This is a genomic window from Caballeronia catudaia (assembly GCF_001544755.2).
GTDB classification, from domain to species: domain Bacteria; phylum Pseudomonadota; class Gammaproteobacteria; order Burkholderiales; family Burkholderiaceae; genus Caballeronia; species Caballeronia catudaia.
This window is the reverse complement of sequence record NZ_FCOF02000022.1, coordinates 13,426-31,485: the sequence shown is the minus strand read 5'-3', so window position 1 is coordinate 31,485 and position 18,060 is coordinate 13,426. Positions and strand designations below refer to the sequence as shown.

General features: G+C 61.3%; 14 protein-coding genes and 1 pseudogene. 8 read left to right on the top strand and 7 right to left on the bottom strand.

Translation table 11 applies throughout. The features are described from left to right. The first annotated feature begins 147 nt into the window (after positions 1–147). Complete coding sequence (locus AWB75_RS22145; RefSeq protein ID WP_235012194.1) at positions 148–1,566, top strand: TetR/AcrR family transcriptional regulator; 1,419 nt, start codon at positions 148–150, stop codon at positions 1,564–1,566. A gap of 420 nt (positions 1,567–1,986) precedes the next feature. Here the strand turns inward: AWB75_RS22145 and AWB75_RS22140 are convergent, their stop codons facing one another. From AWB75_RS22140 to AWB75_RS22120, 5 genes are all read right to left on the bottom strand, one after another. Then, entirely contained in the window at positions 1,987–2,841 is an 855-nt protein-coding gene (locus AWB75_RS22140; protein WP_061126195.1) for a 3-hydroxybutyryl-CoA dehydrogenase, read from the bottom strand. Between the two features lie 19 nt (positions 2,842–2,860). Continuing rightward, on the bottom strand, positions 2,861–4,057 hold the full coding sequence (gene bktB / locus AWB75_RS22135; RefSeq protein ID WP_061126194.1) for a beta-ketothiolase BktB: 1,197 nt from the start codon (positions 4,055–4,057) through the stop codon (positions 2,861–2,863). A 41-nt stretch (positions 4,058–4,098) separates the two neighbouring features. Continuing rightward, positions 4,099–5,805: an electron transfer flavoprotein-ubiquinone oxidoreductase gene (locus AWB75_RS22130; protein WP_061126193.1), complete on the bottom strand. Its 1,707-nt coding sequence runs from the start codon at positions 5,803–5,805 to the stop codon at positions 4,099–4,101. 38 nt (positions 5,806–5,843) lie between these two features. Continuing rightward, positions 5,844–7,646 (bottom strand): acyl-CoA dehydrogenase, encoded by a 1,803-nt coding sequence (locus AWB75_RS22125; protein WP_061126248.1) that lies wholly within the window; start codon positions 7,644–7,646, stop codon positions 5,844–5,846. A gap of 171 nt (positions 7,647–7,817) precedes the next feature. Beyond that, positions 7,818–8,822, bottom strand: a complete 1,005-nt coding sequence (locus AWB75_RS22120; RefSeq protein ID WP_200823017.1) for an AraC family transcriptional regulator — start codon at positions 8,820–8,822, stop codon at positions 7,818–7,820. 470 nt (positions 8,823–9,292) lie between these two features. On the opposite strand from AWB75_RS22120, the gene AWB75_RS22115 reads away from it, so the two are divergent. From AWB75_RS22115 to AWB75_RS22095, 5 genes are all read left to right on the top strand, one after another. After that, the gene (locus tag AWB75_RS22115) at positions 9,293–9,967 is read left to right on the top strand and encodes a histidine phosphatase family protein (RefSeq protein WP_061126192.1); all 675 of its coding nucleotides are present in this window, start codon (positions 9,293–9,295) and stop codon (positions 9,965–9,967) included. A gap of 24 nt (positions 9,968–9,991) precedes the next feature. Beyond that, positions 9,992–11,020, top strand: coding sequence for a phosphotransferase family protein (locus AWB75_RS22110; protein WP_061126191.1), 1,029 nt, complete (start codon positions 9,992–9,994; stop codon positions 11,018–11,020). A gap of 36 nt (positions 11,021–11,056) precedes the next feature. Continuing rightward, the gene (locus AWB75_RS22105) at positions 11,057–11,821 is read left to right on the top strand and encodes an SDR family oxidoreductase (protein WP_061126190.1); all 765 of its coding nucleotides are present in this window, start codon (positions 11,057–11,059) and stop codon (positions 11,819–11,821) included. 24 nt (positions 11,822–11,845) lie between these two features. Beyond that, on the top strand, positions 11,846–13,096 hold the full coding sequence (locus tag AWB75_RS22100; protein ID WP_061126189.1) for an acyl-CoA dehydrogenase family protein: 1,251 nt from the start codon (positions 11,846–11,848) through the stop codon (positions 13,094–13,096). A gap of 75 nt (positions 13,097–13,171) precedes the next feature. Then, positions 13,172–14,071 carry a LysR family transcriptional regulator gene (locus AWB75_RS22095; RefSeq protein WP_061126188.1) on the top strand — a complete coding sequence of 300 codons (900 nt, stop codon included), beginning with the start codon at positions 13,172–13,174 and terminating at the stop codon, positions 14,069–14,071. A gap of 44 nt (positions 14,072–14,115) precedes the next feature. Here the strand turns inward: AWB75_RS22095 and AWB75_RS39190 are convergent, their stop codons facing one another. Together AWB75_RS39190 and AWB75_RS22080 are read right to left on the bottom strand one after the other, a co-directional pair. Continuing rightward, complete coding sequence (locus AWB75_RS39190) at positions 14,116–14,784, bottom strand: TetR/AcrR family transcriptional regulator (RefSeq protein WP_061126187.1); 669 nt, start codon at positions 14,782–14,784, stop codon at positions 14,116–14,118. A 561-nt stretch (positions 14,785–15,345) separates the two neighbouring features. Next, entirely contained in the window at positions 15,346–16,032 is a 687-nt protein-coding gene (locus AWB75_RS22080; RefSeq protein ID WP_061126185.1) for a TetR/AcrR family transcriptional regulator, read from the bottom strand. A 721-nt stretch (positions 16,033–16,753) separates the two neighbouring features. Between AWB75_RS22080 and AWB75_RS38630 the strand changes: the two are divergent. Both AWB75_RS38630 and AWB75_RS22070 read left to right on the top strand, forming a co-directional pair. Continuing rightward, positions 16,754–16,929: pseudogene (locus AWB75_RS38630) on the top strand (glyoxalase); the annotation flags it as partial. A 252-nt stretch (positions 16,930–17,181) separates the two neighbouring features. Then, complete coding sequence (locus tag AWB75_RS22070) at positions 17,182–17,595, top strand: DoxX family protein (protein WP_061126184.1); 414 nt, start codon at positions 17,182–17,184, stop codon at positions 17,593–17,595. Positions 17,596–18,060: the final 465 nt, after the last annotated feature.

Here is an 18,060-nt window from a genome sequence, read left to right as displayed (position 1 = left end):
CTTCGCTTTCTCACGTTTATCGGTATGCCGACCAGGCGGGGACCGTTCATCCGGAAGAGGTTCTGCCACGACCTTACGATTATGTTATCTTGCCTTGATCTGACCTATAATCGGGAACGACCGAGGCAGTTTTTAGGGAGCCGCAGCGTGCAAGAGAAGGCAAAAAAAACTTTCGTTGATCCCGGAGGGCCGAGCAATGGGTCGGGACCGGCCACAGGACGAAACCGTGAACTACGCATCGCGCAAATCATCCTCGCCGCGCAGCAGACGTTTCGGGAGGATGGGTACGCCGGGTTTGCGACACGCGGGGTGGCGGGCCGCGTGGGAATCACCCTGGGAAATCTTCAGTACTACTTTCCGGCGAAAGAGGAGCTGTTACGTACAGCGCTGCAAGCTTATGTACGGCGGAAACTTGACGACTACATGAAGATCGCGCACCGGCAAGGTATCGACGCGGCGCAGCGTTGTTCCGCGTTGGTCGAGCGGATGATTCTGGATATCCACGAGACCGACCTCCCTCAGTTCCTGTTTGAAATGTTCGCATTCTCCCAGCACGCGATCTATGCTGCAGAGCTCGCCGATGAATTTCATGCGCAGTGCCGGGACGTCTTCGCGAGGTTGTTTTCGGAGATCCAGCCTGCGCTCGCTAAAGAAGATTGCCTGGTTCGTGCAACAGTCCTCCTGGCACAGACGACCGGCATGATGATCTTCAATCGCTATGTGGGCGATGGGGAGAAGGACTACGCGGAATTCGTACGCTTGACAAAGCGCTCCGTCAAATCGCTTGTCGAGTTGCCCCCAGAGGCCTTGAAGGGCGATGTTCCTGATGACGGTGTTCGCGGCCGCCAACGGGGGATCAAGCAAAGTGCCGAACTCGGTGCGCAGGTTCAAGGGAGACTATTCGATCTGAGCGTTGGACAAGCACGACCAGACAGTCTCTATTACCGGCCGACGGTCCAAGGAAAGCGTCGAGAGTTGAAGATTAACGAGATCATATCTTGCGCGGCCAACCTACTGGCGACGGAAGGATACGCACAGTTTACGCAGGCGCGAGTGGCGAGGGAACTTGGCATCCTGCCCTCCGCGCTTCAAAATTACTTCCCCACGCATGACGAACTGCTCAGCTCGACAATCGACGCGTTACTGAGGGTTTATCTGGAACGCTATACGGAAATGGGGAAGCCGAGCGGCAAACCTGCGCTCGAACGTCTGTGTGAAATTGTAGAAGATGCATTTGAGGAAGCCGTTGACCCAAGGGTGGCCCGGTTCTCGTTCGAAATATTTGCTCTGGCTCAGCACTCGGACGGTACGCGTGAACTCGTGAGAGATCTTTACACTGCCTATCGGGCGATCTATGTCGGACTAGTACGCGAGATGGACTCCTCCGCAACCGCGCGCGACTGCCTGGCCCGCGCGACGCTGATCGCCGCTCAGATGGAAGGCGCGGCGATGTTAATGTTCGGAACACAGAAACAGGCGCCAGATATCAATCGCGTTTTTGAACTGATGAGCGCCATGACAATTCGTGTGGCGTATGGGAATGTCGGCAAAAAGGGAGTGACGTGAGGCGAGAACCTTGCGCGGCCAGAACGCGACATGCGGCGATCAACTTTGAAGTGCGACGCCGGGATATGCTAAATGTGGGCACTTGACTGCGAGAAATCAGTAGCAGTTGCGGCCTAACGAACGCGTCACTTTCGCGACCGCGAAGCAGCACGATTTGAGCGAGCGGGCCATGGCCTGCTCGCTCGGTCGCTCATCTGCCTGCACGAGGCCCGCAGCATGCGCCTTCCGCTCAGTTGTTTACGAGTGGGACCTACTTAGCCTGAATGCCGAGCCATGTCGCGCTTTTCGGCGAAATTTAATCCACGGCGGTATGCCCAACCAACTGCCGGACGCCGATCGTGTTTTATGGCCGAAGCGAACTATGGCAGATCGCATCGCCGAAGGAGCCTCCCCGACAGGGGCCACGGCGCAGGTGCGCCATTACACGGTGTAGTCATACACCCCACGTCCTGACTTGCGCCCGAGGCGTCCGGCCGCGACGAGTTCGCGCAACAAGCTGCACGCGCGGTACTTCGGATCGCCGAAGTCCTTCACGAAGACGTCCATCACGGACAGGCACACATCGAGCCCGATGAGATCGGCGAGCGCGAGCGGACCGATCGGATGATTCGCGCCGAGCTTCATGCCCTCGTCGATTTCCGGCGCGGTCGCCACACCCTCGTGCAGCACGAAGAACGCCTCGTTGATCATCGGTACGAGAATGCGGTTGACGACGAAGCCCGGCGAATTGCGCACGCCGATCGGCGACTTGTCGATGCGCTCGGTGAGCGTGCGCACGGCCGCCGCCGTCCGGTCGTTCGTCTGCAGGCCGCGAATGATCTCGACGAGCGGCATCATCGGCACGGGATTGAAGAAGTGCATGCCGACGAAGCGCGACGGGTCGGCGAGCGGCGCCGCAAGCGCGGTGATCGAGATAGACGATGTATTCGTCGCGATGATCGCATCCGTCCGCGCCGCCGCTTCGATCTGCCCGAGAATGCGCCCCTTCAGTTCGACGTTCTCGGTCGCCGCTTCGATGACAATATCGGCCGAAGCAAGGCGCGCATAGTCGGTCGACGTCGCGATGCGCCCGAGCGCGGCCTCCTGCGCCGCCGCGTCGAGCTTGCCCTTGGAGACGAGCCGGGCGAGGCTCGCCCGGACTGCCGCACTGCCCTTGCCGAGCGCCGCTTCGCTGACGTCGATCATCACGACGTTGAGCCCCGCGACGGCCGCCGCCTGCGCGATGCCGCTGCCCATCGTACCCGCGCCCACAACGCCGATCGTTTCGATATTCATGGAATGTCCCTCGATTCGATCACTGAAGATTTTCGAAGATCGCCGCGATCCCCTGACCGCCGCCGATGCACATCGTGACGAGCGCGTACCGGCCACCGGTGCGCTTCAGTTCATACAGCGCCTTGACGGTGATGAGCGCGCCCGTCGCGCCGACCGGGTGGCCTAGCGAAATGCCCGAGCCGTTCGGATTGACCTTGCTCGGATCCAGTCCCAGCTCCTGCGTGACCGCGCAGGCCTGTGCGGCGAAGGCCTCGTTGGCTTCGATCACATCGAGCTGAGCCACTTCGAGGCCCGCGCGTTCGAGCGCCTTGCGCGTCGCCGGCACGGGGCCGATGCCCATATAGGCCGGATCGACACCCGCATGTGCGTAGGACACGAGCCGTGCGAGCGGCTTCGCGCCGCGCCGCTCGGCTTCGCCGCGCTCCATCAGGAGCACGGCCGCCGCCGCATCGTTGATGCCGGACGCGTTGCCGGCCGTCACCGTGCCGTTCTCCTTGACGAACACCGGCTTCAGGGTTTCGAAGTCCCTGGCGCTCGCATCGAGACGCACGTGCTCGTCGGTGTCGAAGACCGCTTCGCCCTTTTTCGTGCGCAGCGTGACCGGCAGGATCTGGTCGCGGAACCGTCCTTCCGCGATCGCACGCTCGGCACGGCGATGCGATTCGAGCGCGAGCGCATCCTGCGCATCGCGGGCAATGCCGTATTTGCGCGCGACGTTCTCCGCCGTCACGCCCATATGAATCGTCTGGAACGGGTCGTGCAGCGCGCCGAGCATCATGTCGACGAGCTTCCCGTCGCCCATGCGCTGGCCGAAGCGCGCGCCCGGCAACGCGTACAGCGCGCGGCTCATGGATTCGGCGCCGCCGCCGATGGCGATGTCCGCATCGCCCAGCAGAATGGTCTGCGCGGCCGAGACGATCGCCTGCAGGCCTGAGCCGCACAGCCGGTTCACCGTCAGCGCCGGCACGTGCTGCGCGACGCCGCCGTTGATCGCCGCGACGCGCGCGAGATACATGTCCTTCGGCTCCGTATGCACCACGTGGCCGAACACGACGTGGCCCACTTCATCGCCCGTGACGTTCCCGCGCCCGAGCACTTCGCGCACGGTCATCGCGCCCAGTTCGGTCGGCGCGAAATCCTTCAGACTGCCGCCGAAATCTCCGATCGCGGTCCGTACGCCGCTCAACACGACTACTTCACGTTTTGCTTCGCTCATTGATTCACTCCGGTTCGTTCGCGCGTGCAGGCGCACTCGCGTTACATGTTCGGATAGTTCGGCCCGCCGCCACCTTCCGGCGTCACCCATACGATGTTCTGCGTCGGGTCCTTGATGTCGCAGGTCTTGCAGTGCACGCAATTCTGCGCATTGATTTGCAAGCGGTGTTCGTCCTTGCCGTCCGTCTCGTCCTTGACGAACTCGTACACGCCCGCCGGACAGAAGCGCGCTTCCGGGCCCGCGTAGGTGCGCAGATTGACGTCGATGGGCACGTTCCTGTCCTTCAGCGTCAGATGCGCGGGCTGGTTCTCTTCGTGATTGGTGTTCGAAATGAACACGGACGACAGCCGGTCGAACGTCAGCTTGCCGTCCGGCTTCGGATAGACGATCGGCGTGCACTGCGCGGCAGGCTTGAGCGTCTCGTGATCCGCGTGCCGGTGATGCAGCGTCCACGGCACCTTGCCACCCAGCACCTTCTGCTCGATGCCCACCATCAGCGTGCCGAGGTAGAGGCCCTTGCCCATCCATTGCTTGAAGTTGCGCGCGCGGTGCAGCTCCGTGTGCAACCAGGAGCGCCGGAACCACTCCGGATAGGCCTCCAGCTCGTCCGATTCCCGCCCGGCCTGCAAGGCGTCGAATGCGGCATCGGCGGCGAGCATGCCGGTCTTGAGCGCCGCGTGCGAGCCCTTGATGCGCGACGCGTTGAGAAAGCCCGCATCGTCGCCGACGAGCGCGCCGCCCGGAAACACCAGCTTCGGCAAGGACATCAACCCGCCCGCCGCGATCGCGCGCGCGCCGTACGACACGCGCTTGCCGCCTTCGAGGAACGTGCGGATCGCCGAGTGCGTCTTGTAGCGCTGAAATTCCTCGAATGGCGAGAGGTACGGGTTCGTATATCCGAGTCCGACGACGAAGCCGACCATCACCTGATGATTGTCGAGGTGATAGAGGAACGAGCCGCCGTAAGTGTCGGTCTGGAGCGGCCAGCCTGCCGTGTGAATGACGAGCCCGGGCTTGTGCTGCGCCGGATCGATCTCCCACAGCTCCTTGATGCCGATGCCGTACACCTGCGGATCGACGCCGTCGCGCAGGCCGAAGCGCGCCGACAGCTGCCGCGCGAGATGACCGCGCGCACCTTCGCAGAACAGCGTGTACTTCGCGTGAAGCTCCATGCCGAGCTGGAAGGCCTCGGTCGGCTGTCCGTCGCGGCCGACGCCCATGTTGCCCGTCGCCACGCCTTTGACCGAGCCGTCATCGTGATAGAGCACTTCGGCGGCGGCGAAGCCCGCGAAGATCTCGACGCCCAGCGCTTCGGCCTGCTGACCCAGCCAGCGCGTCAGACTCGCGAGGCTGATCACGTAGTTGCCGTGATTCCTGAAGTTGTCCGGCAGCGCCCAGTTCGGCACGGCCCGCGCACCTCTTTCCGACAGGAACAGAAAGCGGTCCTCGGTCACCGCGACATCGAGCGGCGCGCCTTGCGCTTTCCAGTCGGGAATGAGCTCGTCGAGCGCACGCGGGTCCATGACCGCGCCCGACAGAATATGCGCGCCGATTTCCGAGCCCTTTTCGAGCACGCACACGCTGATCTCGGCGCCCTGCTCCGCCGCGCGCTGCTTCAGGCGAATCGCGGCGGACAGTCCGGCGGGCCCGCCGCCGACGATCACCACGTCGTACTCCATCGATTCACGCGGACCGTATTGCTCGATCCAGTTCGTCGACGCCTCCGTGCGGGCGTTGTCCAACGTCATACCGCCTCCTTCTCTCAGGCTCAGGACACGCGTACGCGTCAGAATTGCGCTTCGTTCAATGCGAACAGCGGATCGTCGCCGTGCGCGCAGACGATGGCGGTTTCGAGTCCGCGGGCCTGCGTCAGCACGTATTCGGAGAAGCAGTGCGCGGTCGTGATCTTCGCGCCGTAGAACTGCGGGTCTTCGGCCCGCTTGCGTTGTGCCGCGAGCAGCGCACGCGCCATCTGCCAGCCCGACAGCACGATGCCCGCGAGCTTCAGATACGGCACGCCGCCGGCGAACACCGCGTTCGGGTCGCGCTTGCCCGATTCGAGCACGTAGGCGACGACGTTCGCGAGCGCCTCGCGTCCATCGGCGAGACGCCGGTGCATCGCCTCGAAAACGCGCGCGGCATCGCCGGCATCGGTCGATCGCAACGCTTCGAGCGTCGCGTCGATTTCCTCGAGCAGCGCATGCGCCGCCGCGCCTCCGTCGCGCAGCGTCTTGCGGCCGACGAGATCGTTGGCCTGAATCGCCGTCGTGCCTTCATAGATCGACAGGATCCGCGCATCGCGATAGAACTGGGCCGCGCCCGTCTCTTCGATGAAGCCCATCCCGCCATGCACCTGAACGCCGAGGCTCGTGACGTCGATGGCCATTTCGGTGCCCCAGCCTTTCACGATCGGCACGAGATATTCGTGGATCGCCTGATGCCGTGCGCGGCTCGCCGCGTCCTCGTCGTGATGCGCGAAATCCGCGTGCGCGGCCGTGACATAGGCAAGCGCACGCGCGCCTTCGGTCAGCGCGCGCATGGTGCCGAGCATGCGCCGCACGTCGGGGTGGCGGATGATCGCGACGGAGCCCGCGTCCGAACCGTCGACGGGGCGGCTCTGAATCCGCTCCTTCGCATACGCGGCGGCCTTCTGATAGGCCGCATCGGACAGCGCGATGCCCTGCAGACCGACGCCAAAGCGCGCCGCGTTCATCATGATGAACATGTACTCGAGACCGCGGTTCTCCTCGCCCACGAGATAGCCAATCGCGCCGCCCTTGTCGCCGTACTGGAGCACGGCCGTCGGACTCGCCTTGATCCCGAGCTTGTGCTCGATGGACACGCAGTGGACGACATTGCGCGCGCCGAGGCTGCCGTCGTCGTTCAGCAGGAATTTGGGCACGAGGAACAGCGAAATGCCCTTCACGCCCTCCGCCGCATCCGGCGTGCGAGCCAATACGAGATGGACGATGTTCTCGGCCATGTCGTGCTCGCCCCACGTGATGAAGATCTTGGTGCCGGACACCTTGTAGGTGCCATCGCCCTGCGGTTCGGCGCGCGAACGCACGAGCGACAGATCGGAGCCCGCCTGCGGCTCGGTCAGATTCATCGTGCCGGTCCACGCGCCCTCGACCAGCTTCGGCAGAAAGCGCGCCTTCAACTCCGCCGAGCCCGCGGTCAGCAATGCCTCGATGGCGCCGTCGGTGAGCAGCGGGCACAGCGCGAAGGAAAGGTTGGACGCGTTGAGCATCTCGATGCACGGCGACGCGACCAGCTTAGCGAGCCCCTGACCGCCGAATTCCACCGGATGGCTGATGCCTTGCCAGCCGCCCTCGGTGTATTGGCGGTAGGCATCGCCGAAACCGGCCGTCGCCGCGACCTCGCCGTCGTGCCACGTGCTCGGGCGCTGGTCGCCCTGCGCGTTCAGCGGCGCGATGACTTCTGCGGCAAGCTTCGCCCCTTCGTCGAGAACGGCTTGCGCGGTGTCGGCATTCGAATCGCCGAGACCGCTGAACTGACTGACGCTTGCAATATCTGCCAGCTCTTCGAGTACGAACATCATGTCCTTGACGGGGGCTGCATAAGTCATCGTCGACTCCAGGTGCATGGCCCGTCAACTGGCAGGCCATATGGCGACAAATACGAATGTGTTGCCGCGCATGGTATCAACGGGTCTGCATTTCCCCGTTATCTGAAACTGCCCTTTTATTGACAAAATCTGCCAAACAGAAAATCGACGCCAGCCGATCCACGGCCGCGCTCAGCCGGCTTTCTTTTGTCTGTAGGCGGCCGGCGTGCTGCCGGTCCAGTGACGGAAAGCGCGATGGAACGCGGTCGGATTGTCGAACCCGACATCGAAGGCGATCGCCGCGATCGCATCGTCCGAACGGGTGAGACGCTGAATGGCGATGTCGCGGCGCACTTCGTCCTTGATCGCCTGGAAGGACGTTCCCTCCGCGTCGAGACGCCTGCACAGCGTCCGCACCGAGTAGTGCAGCTGCTGCGCGACGGCGTCGACGGTCGGTGGCTTCGGCAGGCCGGCGGCGATGCATTGGCGCACCTGATGACACACCATCTCGTCGGTGAACGACACGAAAATCCAGTCCTCCGGCGCGCGCTGAAGGAATGCGTCGAGATCCGACTTTCGCTGCCGGATGGGACGATCGAGATAGGCGGCATCAAACGCGATCAGCGTGCGATCGCACCCGAAACGCACCGGTCCCGGAAACAGATACAGCAGGTCGCCGGACTGCGCCGGCCGCAGAAAATCGAACGCCGCTTCGGCGAGCGGAATCTTCTGGCGTATGAGCCAGGACGCGACGCCATGCACGAGCTTCAGCACGAGCTCCCGCGCAAGCGCGCTTGCCTTCGGGCCCTGCGGATTCGCGACGAATTCGACGATCGCGTAGGCGCCCTCCCGCCGCGACACGAGCTGGAATTCATCGAGGACCAGATGAAAGAACTGGCCGAAACGATGCAGCGCCACTTCGAGACGCGGCGCATCGAGAAGGCTCAGGCACAGGAACTTGAGCGTGCCGTTGCGCAGCGGACGCGCGAAGATCCCCGGCATCTCGTCATCGAGTTCCATGGCGAGCAGGCGGTAGAGCGTCGAAAACTGCTCCTGCGTGACGCGCGCGGCGGGCATGCCGAGCAGGTCGTGCGGAATGCCGGAACGCTCGGCGAGCCGCGCAACCGCGGCACGGTTGGCACCAGAGAGGAAACCTTTGACGACAGATATCGGAACCGTGGCAGAAAATCGCTTCATGACTTGGTCGTGGCATACACTGAATCGAGCGCGTAACTCGCAAGGCGTCCGGTAAGCCGGGAGGGCAGATCGAGACGCGAAGTCGTGGTTCAACGCTGTCGAGCCATGCGCGAGCGCAGGCTGCAGCAGCGTGTCACGTATCTCAATCAGCCGTCTTCGAGCACGTTTAAAGGGCAGTATGGCATCGCGCAACAATAACCGGCCTGCTGCCAGGTATCTTCGTGCCGATAAATCCCCCTCGACAGACCACTCGTCTCAAGTCGTGTGCCACACCGGCTCGGGACGCCCTCAGAGACGCCCCTTCATTTACGCTTCATTGAAGCGATTCCCCGCTTCGCCTCGAGGGAGGTTGTCCTGGTATTCGCAATCGCCATCACCGCTACGAATACGCCCTCATTCAAGAAATAAAGTTCATCAATACCTGTGTCGCCCCTAAGCTTGCTTGAAAGACTCGGATCGCGGAAGAAGCAATGGCAGAACTCTTTTTGGTACGGCACGGACAGGCGTCACTGGGCACCCAAAACTACGATTGTCTTTCGGACACCGGCAAGCGGCAGAGCATCTGGCTCGGCGAGCACTTCGCGCTCAATGGTCTCAAATTCGACCGGGTGGTCACAGGCTCGCTGCTGCGTCACGCTCAGACGCTCGATGCGATTCGCCTGGCCACACCGGGTATAAACGTCGAATGCGAGATTCATCCCGGACTCGATGAATACGATTTTCACGCGCTCTTTCGCGCTCTGCGCGATGAAGATCTCAGGCTCGTCGAATCCGCGAAACGCAGTCCGCGCGACTTCTTCAAAGCATTGCGGGCGGTCCTGCGCCTCTGGTGCGAAGGTGCACTGGATGATCGTGTGCCCGAGACGTGGCGAGCGTTTCAGAAGCGCGTAGCGGTTGCGCGCACTGCCATTCAGCAGAGCGACGCACGACGCGTTCTGGTGGTCACTTCCGGTGGCGTAATCGGCGCGTTCATGCAGCAGATCCTGCAAGCGCCTACTGCGATGGCAATCGAGCTCAACATGCAGATCCGCAACAGCAGCGTCACGCATTGCTTCTTCAACCACGAAACGATTCAGCTATCGAGCTTCAACGGCATCGCCCATCTCGACGATCCACATCGTCACGCGTTTCAAACCTACGCTTAATCTACCCGTCAAGCATCGAACGATATGACCAGCGAACGATCTAGCCAGTCTCTCGACATTGACCGGCTCACGCCTTATCTGGAGCAGCATCTCCCGGGCTTTCGCGGGCCGGTGCACGCGACGAAGTTCGCGGGCGGCCAGTCCAACCCGACCTGGCTGCTCGACGCACAAGGCAGCCGCTATGTCCTGCGCCGCCAGCCGCCCGGGACATTGCTCAAATCCGCTCACGCAGTCGATCGCGAATTCCGCGTGTTGAGTGCGCTTGCACAAACCCCGGTTCCCGTCGCGCGCGCCTGGCATCTGTGTCAAGACCGCGAGATCATCGGTAGCCTGTTCTATGTCATGAGCTACGAGCCGGGACGCATCTTCTGGAACCCCGCGCTGCTCGAAGTCGATCGCGATGCGCGGCGCGACTATTACGCATCAATCGTCTCGACGCTCGCGGCACTCCATGAAGTCGATCCGGAAAGCGTCGGCCTTGGCGACTATGGCCGAGCGGGCAACTACTTTCAGCGACAGGTCGAACTCTGGACGAAGCAGTACCGCGCCGCCGAAACCGAGCGGATAGCGCCGATGGAGGCACTCATTGACTGGCTGCCGGCCCATTGCCCGACCCATTCCCCACGCCCGGCGCTCGTGCACGGCGATTTCCGCATCGACAACCTCATCTTCGCGGACGATGCACCACGCGTGCGTGCCGTACTCGACTGGGAACTCTCGACCCTCGGCAATCCACTCGCCGACCTCGCCTACTTCTGCATGTGCCTGCGCCTGCCATCGAAAGGGCATATCACCGGGCTGCGCGGCCAGGATCGCAATGCGCTCGGCATCCCCGAGGAGGAGGACATCCTCGCGCAGTACTGCGCGTTGCGTGGGCTCAGCGACATTGGCAACTGGAACTTCTGCCTCGCGTTCAGCTTCTTCCGTCTTGCATCGATCGCGCAGGGCGTCAAAGCGCGCGCGTTGCAAGGCAACGCGTCAAGCGCAGATGCACACGAGGTGGGCCGCATGGTCGAACCGCTAGCACGGCTCGCCGAAGAACTGCTCGCGTAGACGGCACACTTTCTCAACCTGTCAAAAGGAACGACATTGACTACGAAACTCTTTGACCTCTCGGGACGCATCGCTCTCGTGACAGGCGCGAGCCGCGGCATCGGCGAGGCCATCGCCGTGCTGCTGGCTGAACAAGGCGCACACGTCATCGTATCGAGCCGCAAGCTGGAAGATTGCGAATCAGTCGCCGCGCGCATTCGCGCGTCGGGTGCGAGTGCTGAAGCATTCGCGTGCCACGTCGGGCGCTTGGAAGACATCGCGGTCATGTTCAACCACATTCGCGAGACGCACGGCCGGCTCGACATCCTCATCAACAATGCCGCAGCGAATCCATACTTCGGCCATATCCTCGATACCGACCTTGCCGCCTACAACAAGACCGTCGACGTGAACCTGCGCGGATACTTCTTCATGTCGGTAGAAGCCGGCAAGATGATGAAGGAACAGGGCCGCGGCGCGATCGTCAACACGGCTTCGGTCAACGCGCTCCAGCCGGGCGATCAACAGGGTATCTACTCGATCACCAAGGCGGGTGTCGTCAACATGACTAAGGCGTTCGCGAAAGAGTGCGGTCCGCTCGGCATCCGCGTGAATGCGCTTCTGCCAGGCCTCACCAAAACGAAGTTCGCCGGCGCGCTGTTCGAGGACAAGACTATCTACGAGCGCTGGATCAACTCGATCCCGCTGCGCCGTCACGGCGAACCCGACGAAATGGCCGGCACCGTGCTCTACCTCGTATCCGATGCGGCGAGCTATACGAACGGCGAATGCATCGTCGTCGATGGCGGCCTGACGATCTAGCGAACCGCGCAAAAGGAACCCATCATGTTTTTCGCTCATAGCCCGAAAGTTGAAGACCTCATGCGCCGCGTGCGGATGTTCATGGACGAGCATATCGTGCCGCGGCAACGTCAATGGCACGACGAGGTCCACGCGGGGCACTTTCCCGTCTCGTTCATGGAAGATCTCAAAGCCATGGGCAAGGCAGAGGGTCTGTGGAATCTCTTCCTGCCGCACCTGAAGGAGGGCGAGCCGGGCACGCGTCTCACGAACCTCGAATATGCGCCGCTCGCGGAGATCATGGGCCGCGTTTCGTGGGCATCCGAGGTCTTCAACTGCAATGCGCCCGATACCGGCAACATGGAACTGCTGCACATGTTCGCGACGCCCGCGCAGCGCGAAACATGGCTCGTGCCGCTGCTCGATGGCCAAATCCGTTCCGCGTTCGCGATGACCGAGCCGGACGTGCCCTCCTCCGACGCGACCAACATCACGACCTCCATTCGCCGCGATGGCGACGACTACGTGATCAACGGCCGCAAATGGTTCATCACGAACGCGGCGCATCCGAACTGCAAGCTGTTCATCGTGATGGGCAAGACCGATTCGGATGCAGAAAGCCATCGCCAGCAAAGCATGATCCTCGTGCCGGCGGGCACACCCGGTGTGACGATCGTGCGCAATATTCCGGTCATGAATCACGTCTCGCCGGAAGGACATTGCGAGATCACGTTCACGAATGTGCGCGTGCCCGCGTCGAACCTGCTCGGCGAAGAAGGCAGCGGCTTCGCGCTCGCGCAGGCGCGGCTCGGACCGGGGCGCATTCACCACTGCATGCGCTCGATCGGCGCGGCCGAGCTCGCGCTCGAACTAATGATCGAGCGCGCTCAGGAGCGCAAGACGTTCGGCAAGTATCTGCATCAGCATGGCACGATCGGCGAATGGATCGCCAAGTCGCGCATCGAGATCGATCAGGCACGCCTGCTTGTACTGAAGACGGCGTGGCTTCTCGATGAGGTCGGCGCGAAAGCGGCGCGCAAGGAGATCTCGATGATCAAGGCGCTGATTCCGCAGGTGCATACGGCGGTGTGCGATCGCGCGATGCAGGTATTCGGCGCGATGGGCGTGAGCCCCGATACACCACTCGCCGATCACTGGACGTGGGGACGCGCATTGCGTTACGCCGACGGTCCCGACGAAGTGCATCTCCAGGCGATCGCGAAAATGGAACTGGCGCAAGGCAAGGAACGGATCGGCGCAACGGCGGCCTATCTGAACACGCCACCGCGTGACTGAGTCTGGCGAAATCGAAGCAAACGTACGCATCTCCACAGCTCCCGTTTATCATGATGGGCAAACGGAGACTGTGAGATGCGTTCGCCGAAGCTGGATCTGAATCTGTTCGTCGTGCTGGAGTCGATCTACGAGAAGCGCAACCTGACCCGCGCGGCCGAGGCGCTCTTCATCACTCAGCCCGCGGTCAGCAATGCCCTCGCACGCATGCGCAAGGCGTTCGATGATCCACTGTTTATCAGCACATCGTCTGGAATGGTGCCTACGCCGTTCACGGAGAACATCATCGGGCGCGTGCGTGAAGGATTGCAACTGCTGGAGGCGAGCGCGACGGAAGGCGACGTGTTTGTCCCGGCAACGTCTGAGCGTACCTTCCGTCTCAGCATGCCGGATCTAACCGAAGCGATCCTCTTGCCCGCGCTCGGCGAAGTGTTGCAGCAGCAAGCGCCGGGGATGCGCATCGAATCCTATTTCACGCCGCGCAGTGAACTCAGCAACGCGCTTGCGACTGGCAAGATCGACTTTGCGATCGACGCGCCCTTGATCGACGATCCGCAGTTGCATCAGACGCGCCTCGGCTGCGACCGGTACGCCTGCATGCTGCGCCACGATCACCCGTTTGCCGGCGAGGCGCTCACGATGGACGACTACCTTGAGCTCGACCATATCCAGGTGTCGAGTCGCCGCCAGGGAAGCGGCATCGTCGACGCCGAACTGAAACGGCTCGGCAAGCAACGGCGGATACAAATACGTGTGCAGCATTACATGGTCGCGCCGCTCGTTGCCTTGCGAACCGATCTCGCGCTGACCGCGCCCACGCAATTGCTCAAGCGTCACGATGCGCGGATGGTTGAACTGCCGTTTCCCATACCTAGCCTCGAATGGCACTTGTATTGGCATCGAAGCAGCGAGCAGGATCAGGCGAGCCTGTGGTTTCGAAGCAAAATGGTCGAAGTGATGAGCGGCAAAGTCAACTGATTCGTTGGCGTCACGGGGGCGTGGCTCCGTGCCATGAGCCCTTCTTATCGGCTGCGTGGCGGCACAGCGGCCTCAAAAAAAACGCTGCTCGTGTGTCGATCGGCCGCGCCAGATCCTATGAAGGCTAGAAAACCGCACACCAATTCATCGAGTTGCTCACCAGGCACTTCGTAAGGGTCAGCAACGCGCCATGACTGCAAGCCTTCGCCCAGAGCCAGCAGCGCAAGCGCGAGTGTGTCAGCCGACAGCGAAAACTGTGTGCCGTTGCGTGCAATGATTGACGAGATGCAAGTCGCCGTATGCGCTCGCTTCTTGCGTAGCAATGTGCAGAGCTGCGCACGGAAACGCGCGTCGCGGGCGGCGTACATCTTCGCTTCGATCCACAGGAAGAACGACGCGGGCCGATTGCCCAGCAGTCGAGCACAGTCAGAGGACTCCACCATCCCGCCTTCGCGGGCGGTAAGCAGGTCGAAGTTGCGCTGCGATTCCGCTTGGACCTCCTCGTGATCCCGCTGAAGCAATTCGAGCAGCAGGTCCGATTTGCCTTCGAAGTTTGAATAGAACGCACCGCGCGTATATCCAGCCGCGGCTGCGATATCCTCGACACTCGCCGCAGTGAAACCCTTCGTTGAAAAGATATCGCGCGCTGCAAACAGCAGACTATCGCGCGTCTGATTCCTTCTTTGCTCTCGTGTTAGGCGCTTCGGTTTCATGGGCAGAACCTCTAGTGCGAGTGCGAGGCGTGCTCATGCTGTGCCGCGTTCTTCGTGTGTCGGACGATTTTGTTCCCGTTCCCGTTCCCGTTCCCGAACAACATCATCGTCTTATCCATATTGAACAGTTCGTTGTCGAAACGGCGTAGTCGACCGCCGTCGACCGCTTGTCATGATAATCATGCGCGCCTTCACGCCTGGCATGCGCCCCGCAACCGGGATGAATTGCATATCGCACATCGATGCCTTTTCGACGGGCTGTCCGGTCAACTCTTTAGCGCGCGCTGCGCCGTCTTGATCGGAAGTCCATAACACGGTGCGATCACCACCCCTTGGGGATTGCCAGGCATGCACGCGGCATCACGAAGGATGCTGGATTTGACGGGACGCCGCTCCGCGAAGCCGCCCACTGTTGCGCTAGCCGACCAGTCCGCCTCAGCGAAAAACCGCTCGATGTTGTAGATAACAGTACAATACATAGGCAACTGTACCAACTAACTTCAAAAGAAAAAACAGGGAATTTCCCTGTCTTCATCGTCATGACAGCACGTCGCCAGGCCGCTAGGCAGCCTCAACGTCCAAGGACTCTCCCCAGACGAGACTACGAGCGACCGAAAGGAAAGTTGATTCGAATCCTCGCATATAGGCGCGCTTGTTGCGCGCGGTTCCGAGGTGAAGCGTCATGCCGTCGACCATCGAAATGAGCAATACGGCGATGTGCGCGCTCTCGGCGGCGCCGCGCTTTGGATTCACGGCGCGAATGAGCTCGGCGAACTCTTTCGTCATAGTGTCGTACCACTCGTCGCGCATTTGGGCGCACTCGGGATCCGTGGCGGCGAGCGAAAAGAAATGCCACCATAACGGGATGTTCTTCGAATCCTTCGCGTCCTCAAGGGACATCTCCAGGATGGCCTCGATCGTCCCGCGAGGCGATTCATTGTCCTTAAGCGCACGTTTCAGTGCATCGAAATAGCCTTCGATGACCGGAGCCATAACCGCGCGCAGGATCGCTGGCCTCGTGGGGAAGTAGTACTGGAGATTGCTGACACTGATTCCCGCGCTGAGAGCGACGGCGCGCTGCGAGAATTCCATCGGGCCATTTTCGAGCAGGAGCTTCCGTGCAACTCGGACGATGGCGTTGCGCGTCCGTATGCCCTGGGCTCGCAGGCCGTCGGGCGGCGTTGCCGAAGAAACTGCACTCGATGTGCGCCCCTTACGGGTGCTGCGCTGCTGGTTTGGCACGGTCATCGTTCCGCCTCGGTTGCAGCGAGTCTCATCTTGAACGGATGAGATCATGCTGACGGTTCGTTTGGTAAACGTGACTATACCTTACAATCGCGTCAATTCGCGAGTGGGCACTCTCGTGGCACGCACTTCGACACTGAACGAATCGTCGACCATCTGTTCGCGACGCCCAACGCGCCATTTTCGACGCACCCCACTCGTCGATCATGTGCCCCACTAGGGGCTGCCTAGCGATTCCTCATTTTGAAACTCTGCGCGTGCCAGCGTCCCAATAGCCAGTGAGCGGTTTAGTTACGGCGACCGCGTCCCCGCCCCACAATCATTTTCGGTTCGCGTACTACGCCATCGGTAGCGGGTCGGAGAAAGTAGCAGACAGGAAGTCGTTGATTTTACCAGGTTTAATATTGGGGACATGACACGAACTCTTATTCCGCTTGAGTGCTTCTAACCGGAGATTTGCATCAAAATCAAGGCTACCCCGGAGAAGCCGACGCCTGAGCGTCTGACAGCCCACTTGGGCGAACGGCGCTTGTTGGCCGAACTCGATCAGGTAGGGTCCGCCGGATGGCTTCGATTTCATCGGCGAGCCACCGCGCATCATCAGCGACTCGCTTCTCGCGATTTCTAAAAACGCGGCATGTAGGTAGCAGTACTATGTAATGGTGCTAAATTCCTTTATGTTAAGTGCGACCGAATGTGCGCGTTGACATGTTGCTTCACTAGGATCGAGTTCGATGTCGACAACGTCGAGGCGGCTACGGCAAAGCTTGCATCGCAAGGGCATCGGATACTGGTCCGGAACCGCAATGAACTGTGGGGCCAGGCCGTCAGCCGCTTCATCGGACAGAGGGGTTGCTGGTAGGGATCACCTTCACGCCACCGATGCGGGAAGATAAATGAGGGCATCCACAGTGCAGTCGTGTGTGTGGTGGCTGATCTGGTCGGCGAACAGCACATGCTTCCTCACGAGAACGGCTGATGAAGTACCGAGAACGGTCCTCGCAGTTCTTGGGACCGGTGGCTGCAATAGGTAGGCGGCAGAGAACGGCCGTCAGCGAACTTGCAATCGCTTAGTATCAGGGGATGCGCATCGCCGAACTTACTGGCAGACTATCAAGCTAACGCCTTATCACACGCGAGGTCGAACGTATAATGCGCTACTTCTCTTTCGAGCAAGGCAAGGACGCACTTCTTCTGGTCGCTCGCGTGCTCCTGATGGTACTTTTCGTGATCTTTGGCTGGCAGAAGCTTGTGGGCTTCTCAGGCACTGTCGGCTACATGACTTCGGTCGGCGCACCCGCGCCGATGCTTTCTGCGGTTGTCGCCGTCGTAATGGAATTTGTGGTGGGCATCGCGATCGTCGTCGGCTTCTACACCCGCCCGCTCGCTTTGCTGCTGGCCCTGTATACGCTTGGCACCGCGTTCATCGGCCACCACTACTGGACCATGACGGGCGCGGCGCAGTCCGCGAACATGATCAACTTCTACAAGAACCTTAGCATCATGGGTGGCCTATTGCTGCTCGTCGCGACAGGCCCCGGCCGATATTCGCTAGATAGGAAGTGAGGTAGAACAAACCACAACGGACGACACCGGCAAAGCAGTTAGCCACCTCAGGTGTCGACCTACTTAGAGTCCGGTCGAACGGCGCCAGCGAATCGCGTGCCGACGATCATGGGGCAAGACGCAAAACTGGACATGGAACCAGCGGAGCTGCTTGCCGGCGTTGGCCTGTTTAGCAGTCGATGCAAAAGGGCAATCGTTGATCAATCCGCCGTCCGTATGAAGGAACGTCGACACTCAATCGTTCAGGCGCCGGATGACGCCAGAATCGCTCCTCCAGTGCCGACCCAAGAAAGAGCGGACAACTTTTCGCTTGCACTGAGGCATGCTCAAATACTCGCGTACGTTCAGATATCGCAATTAAACGCATCTTGACGATAGATCGACCCGACGAGCTGTAGCCCATCACGGATCGATACTTTTGACCGCGATAAGCTTGAATCGCATGAAGAAGTCGTCGCCTGGCAG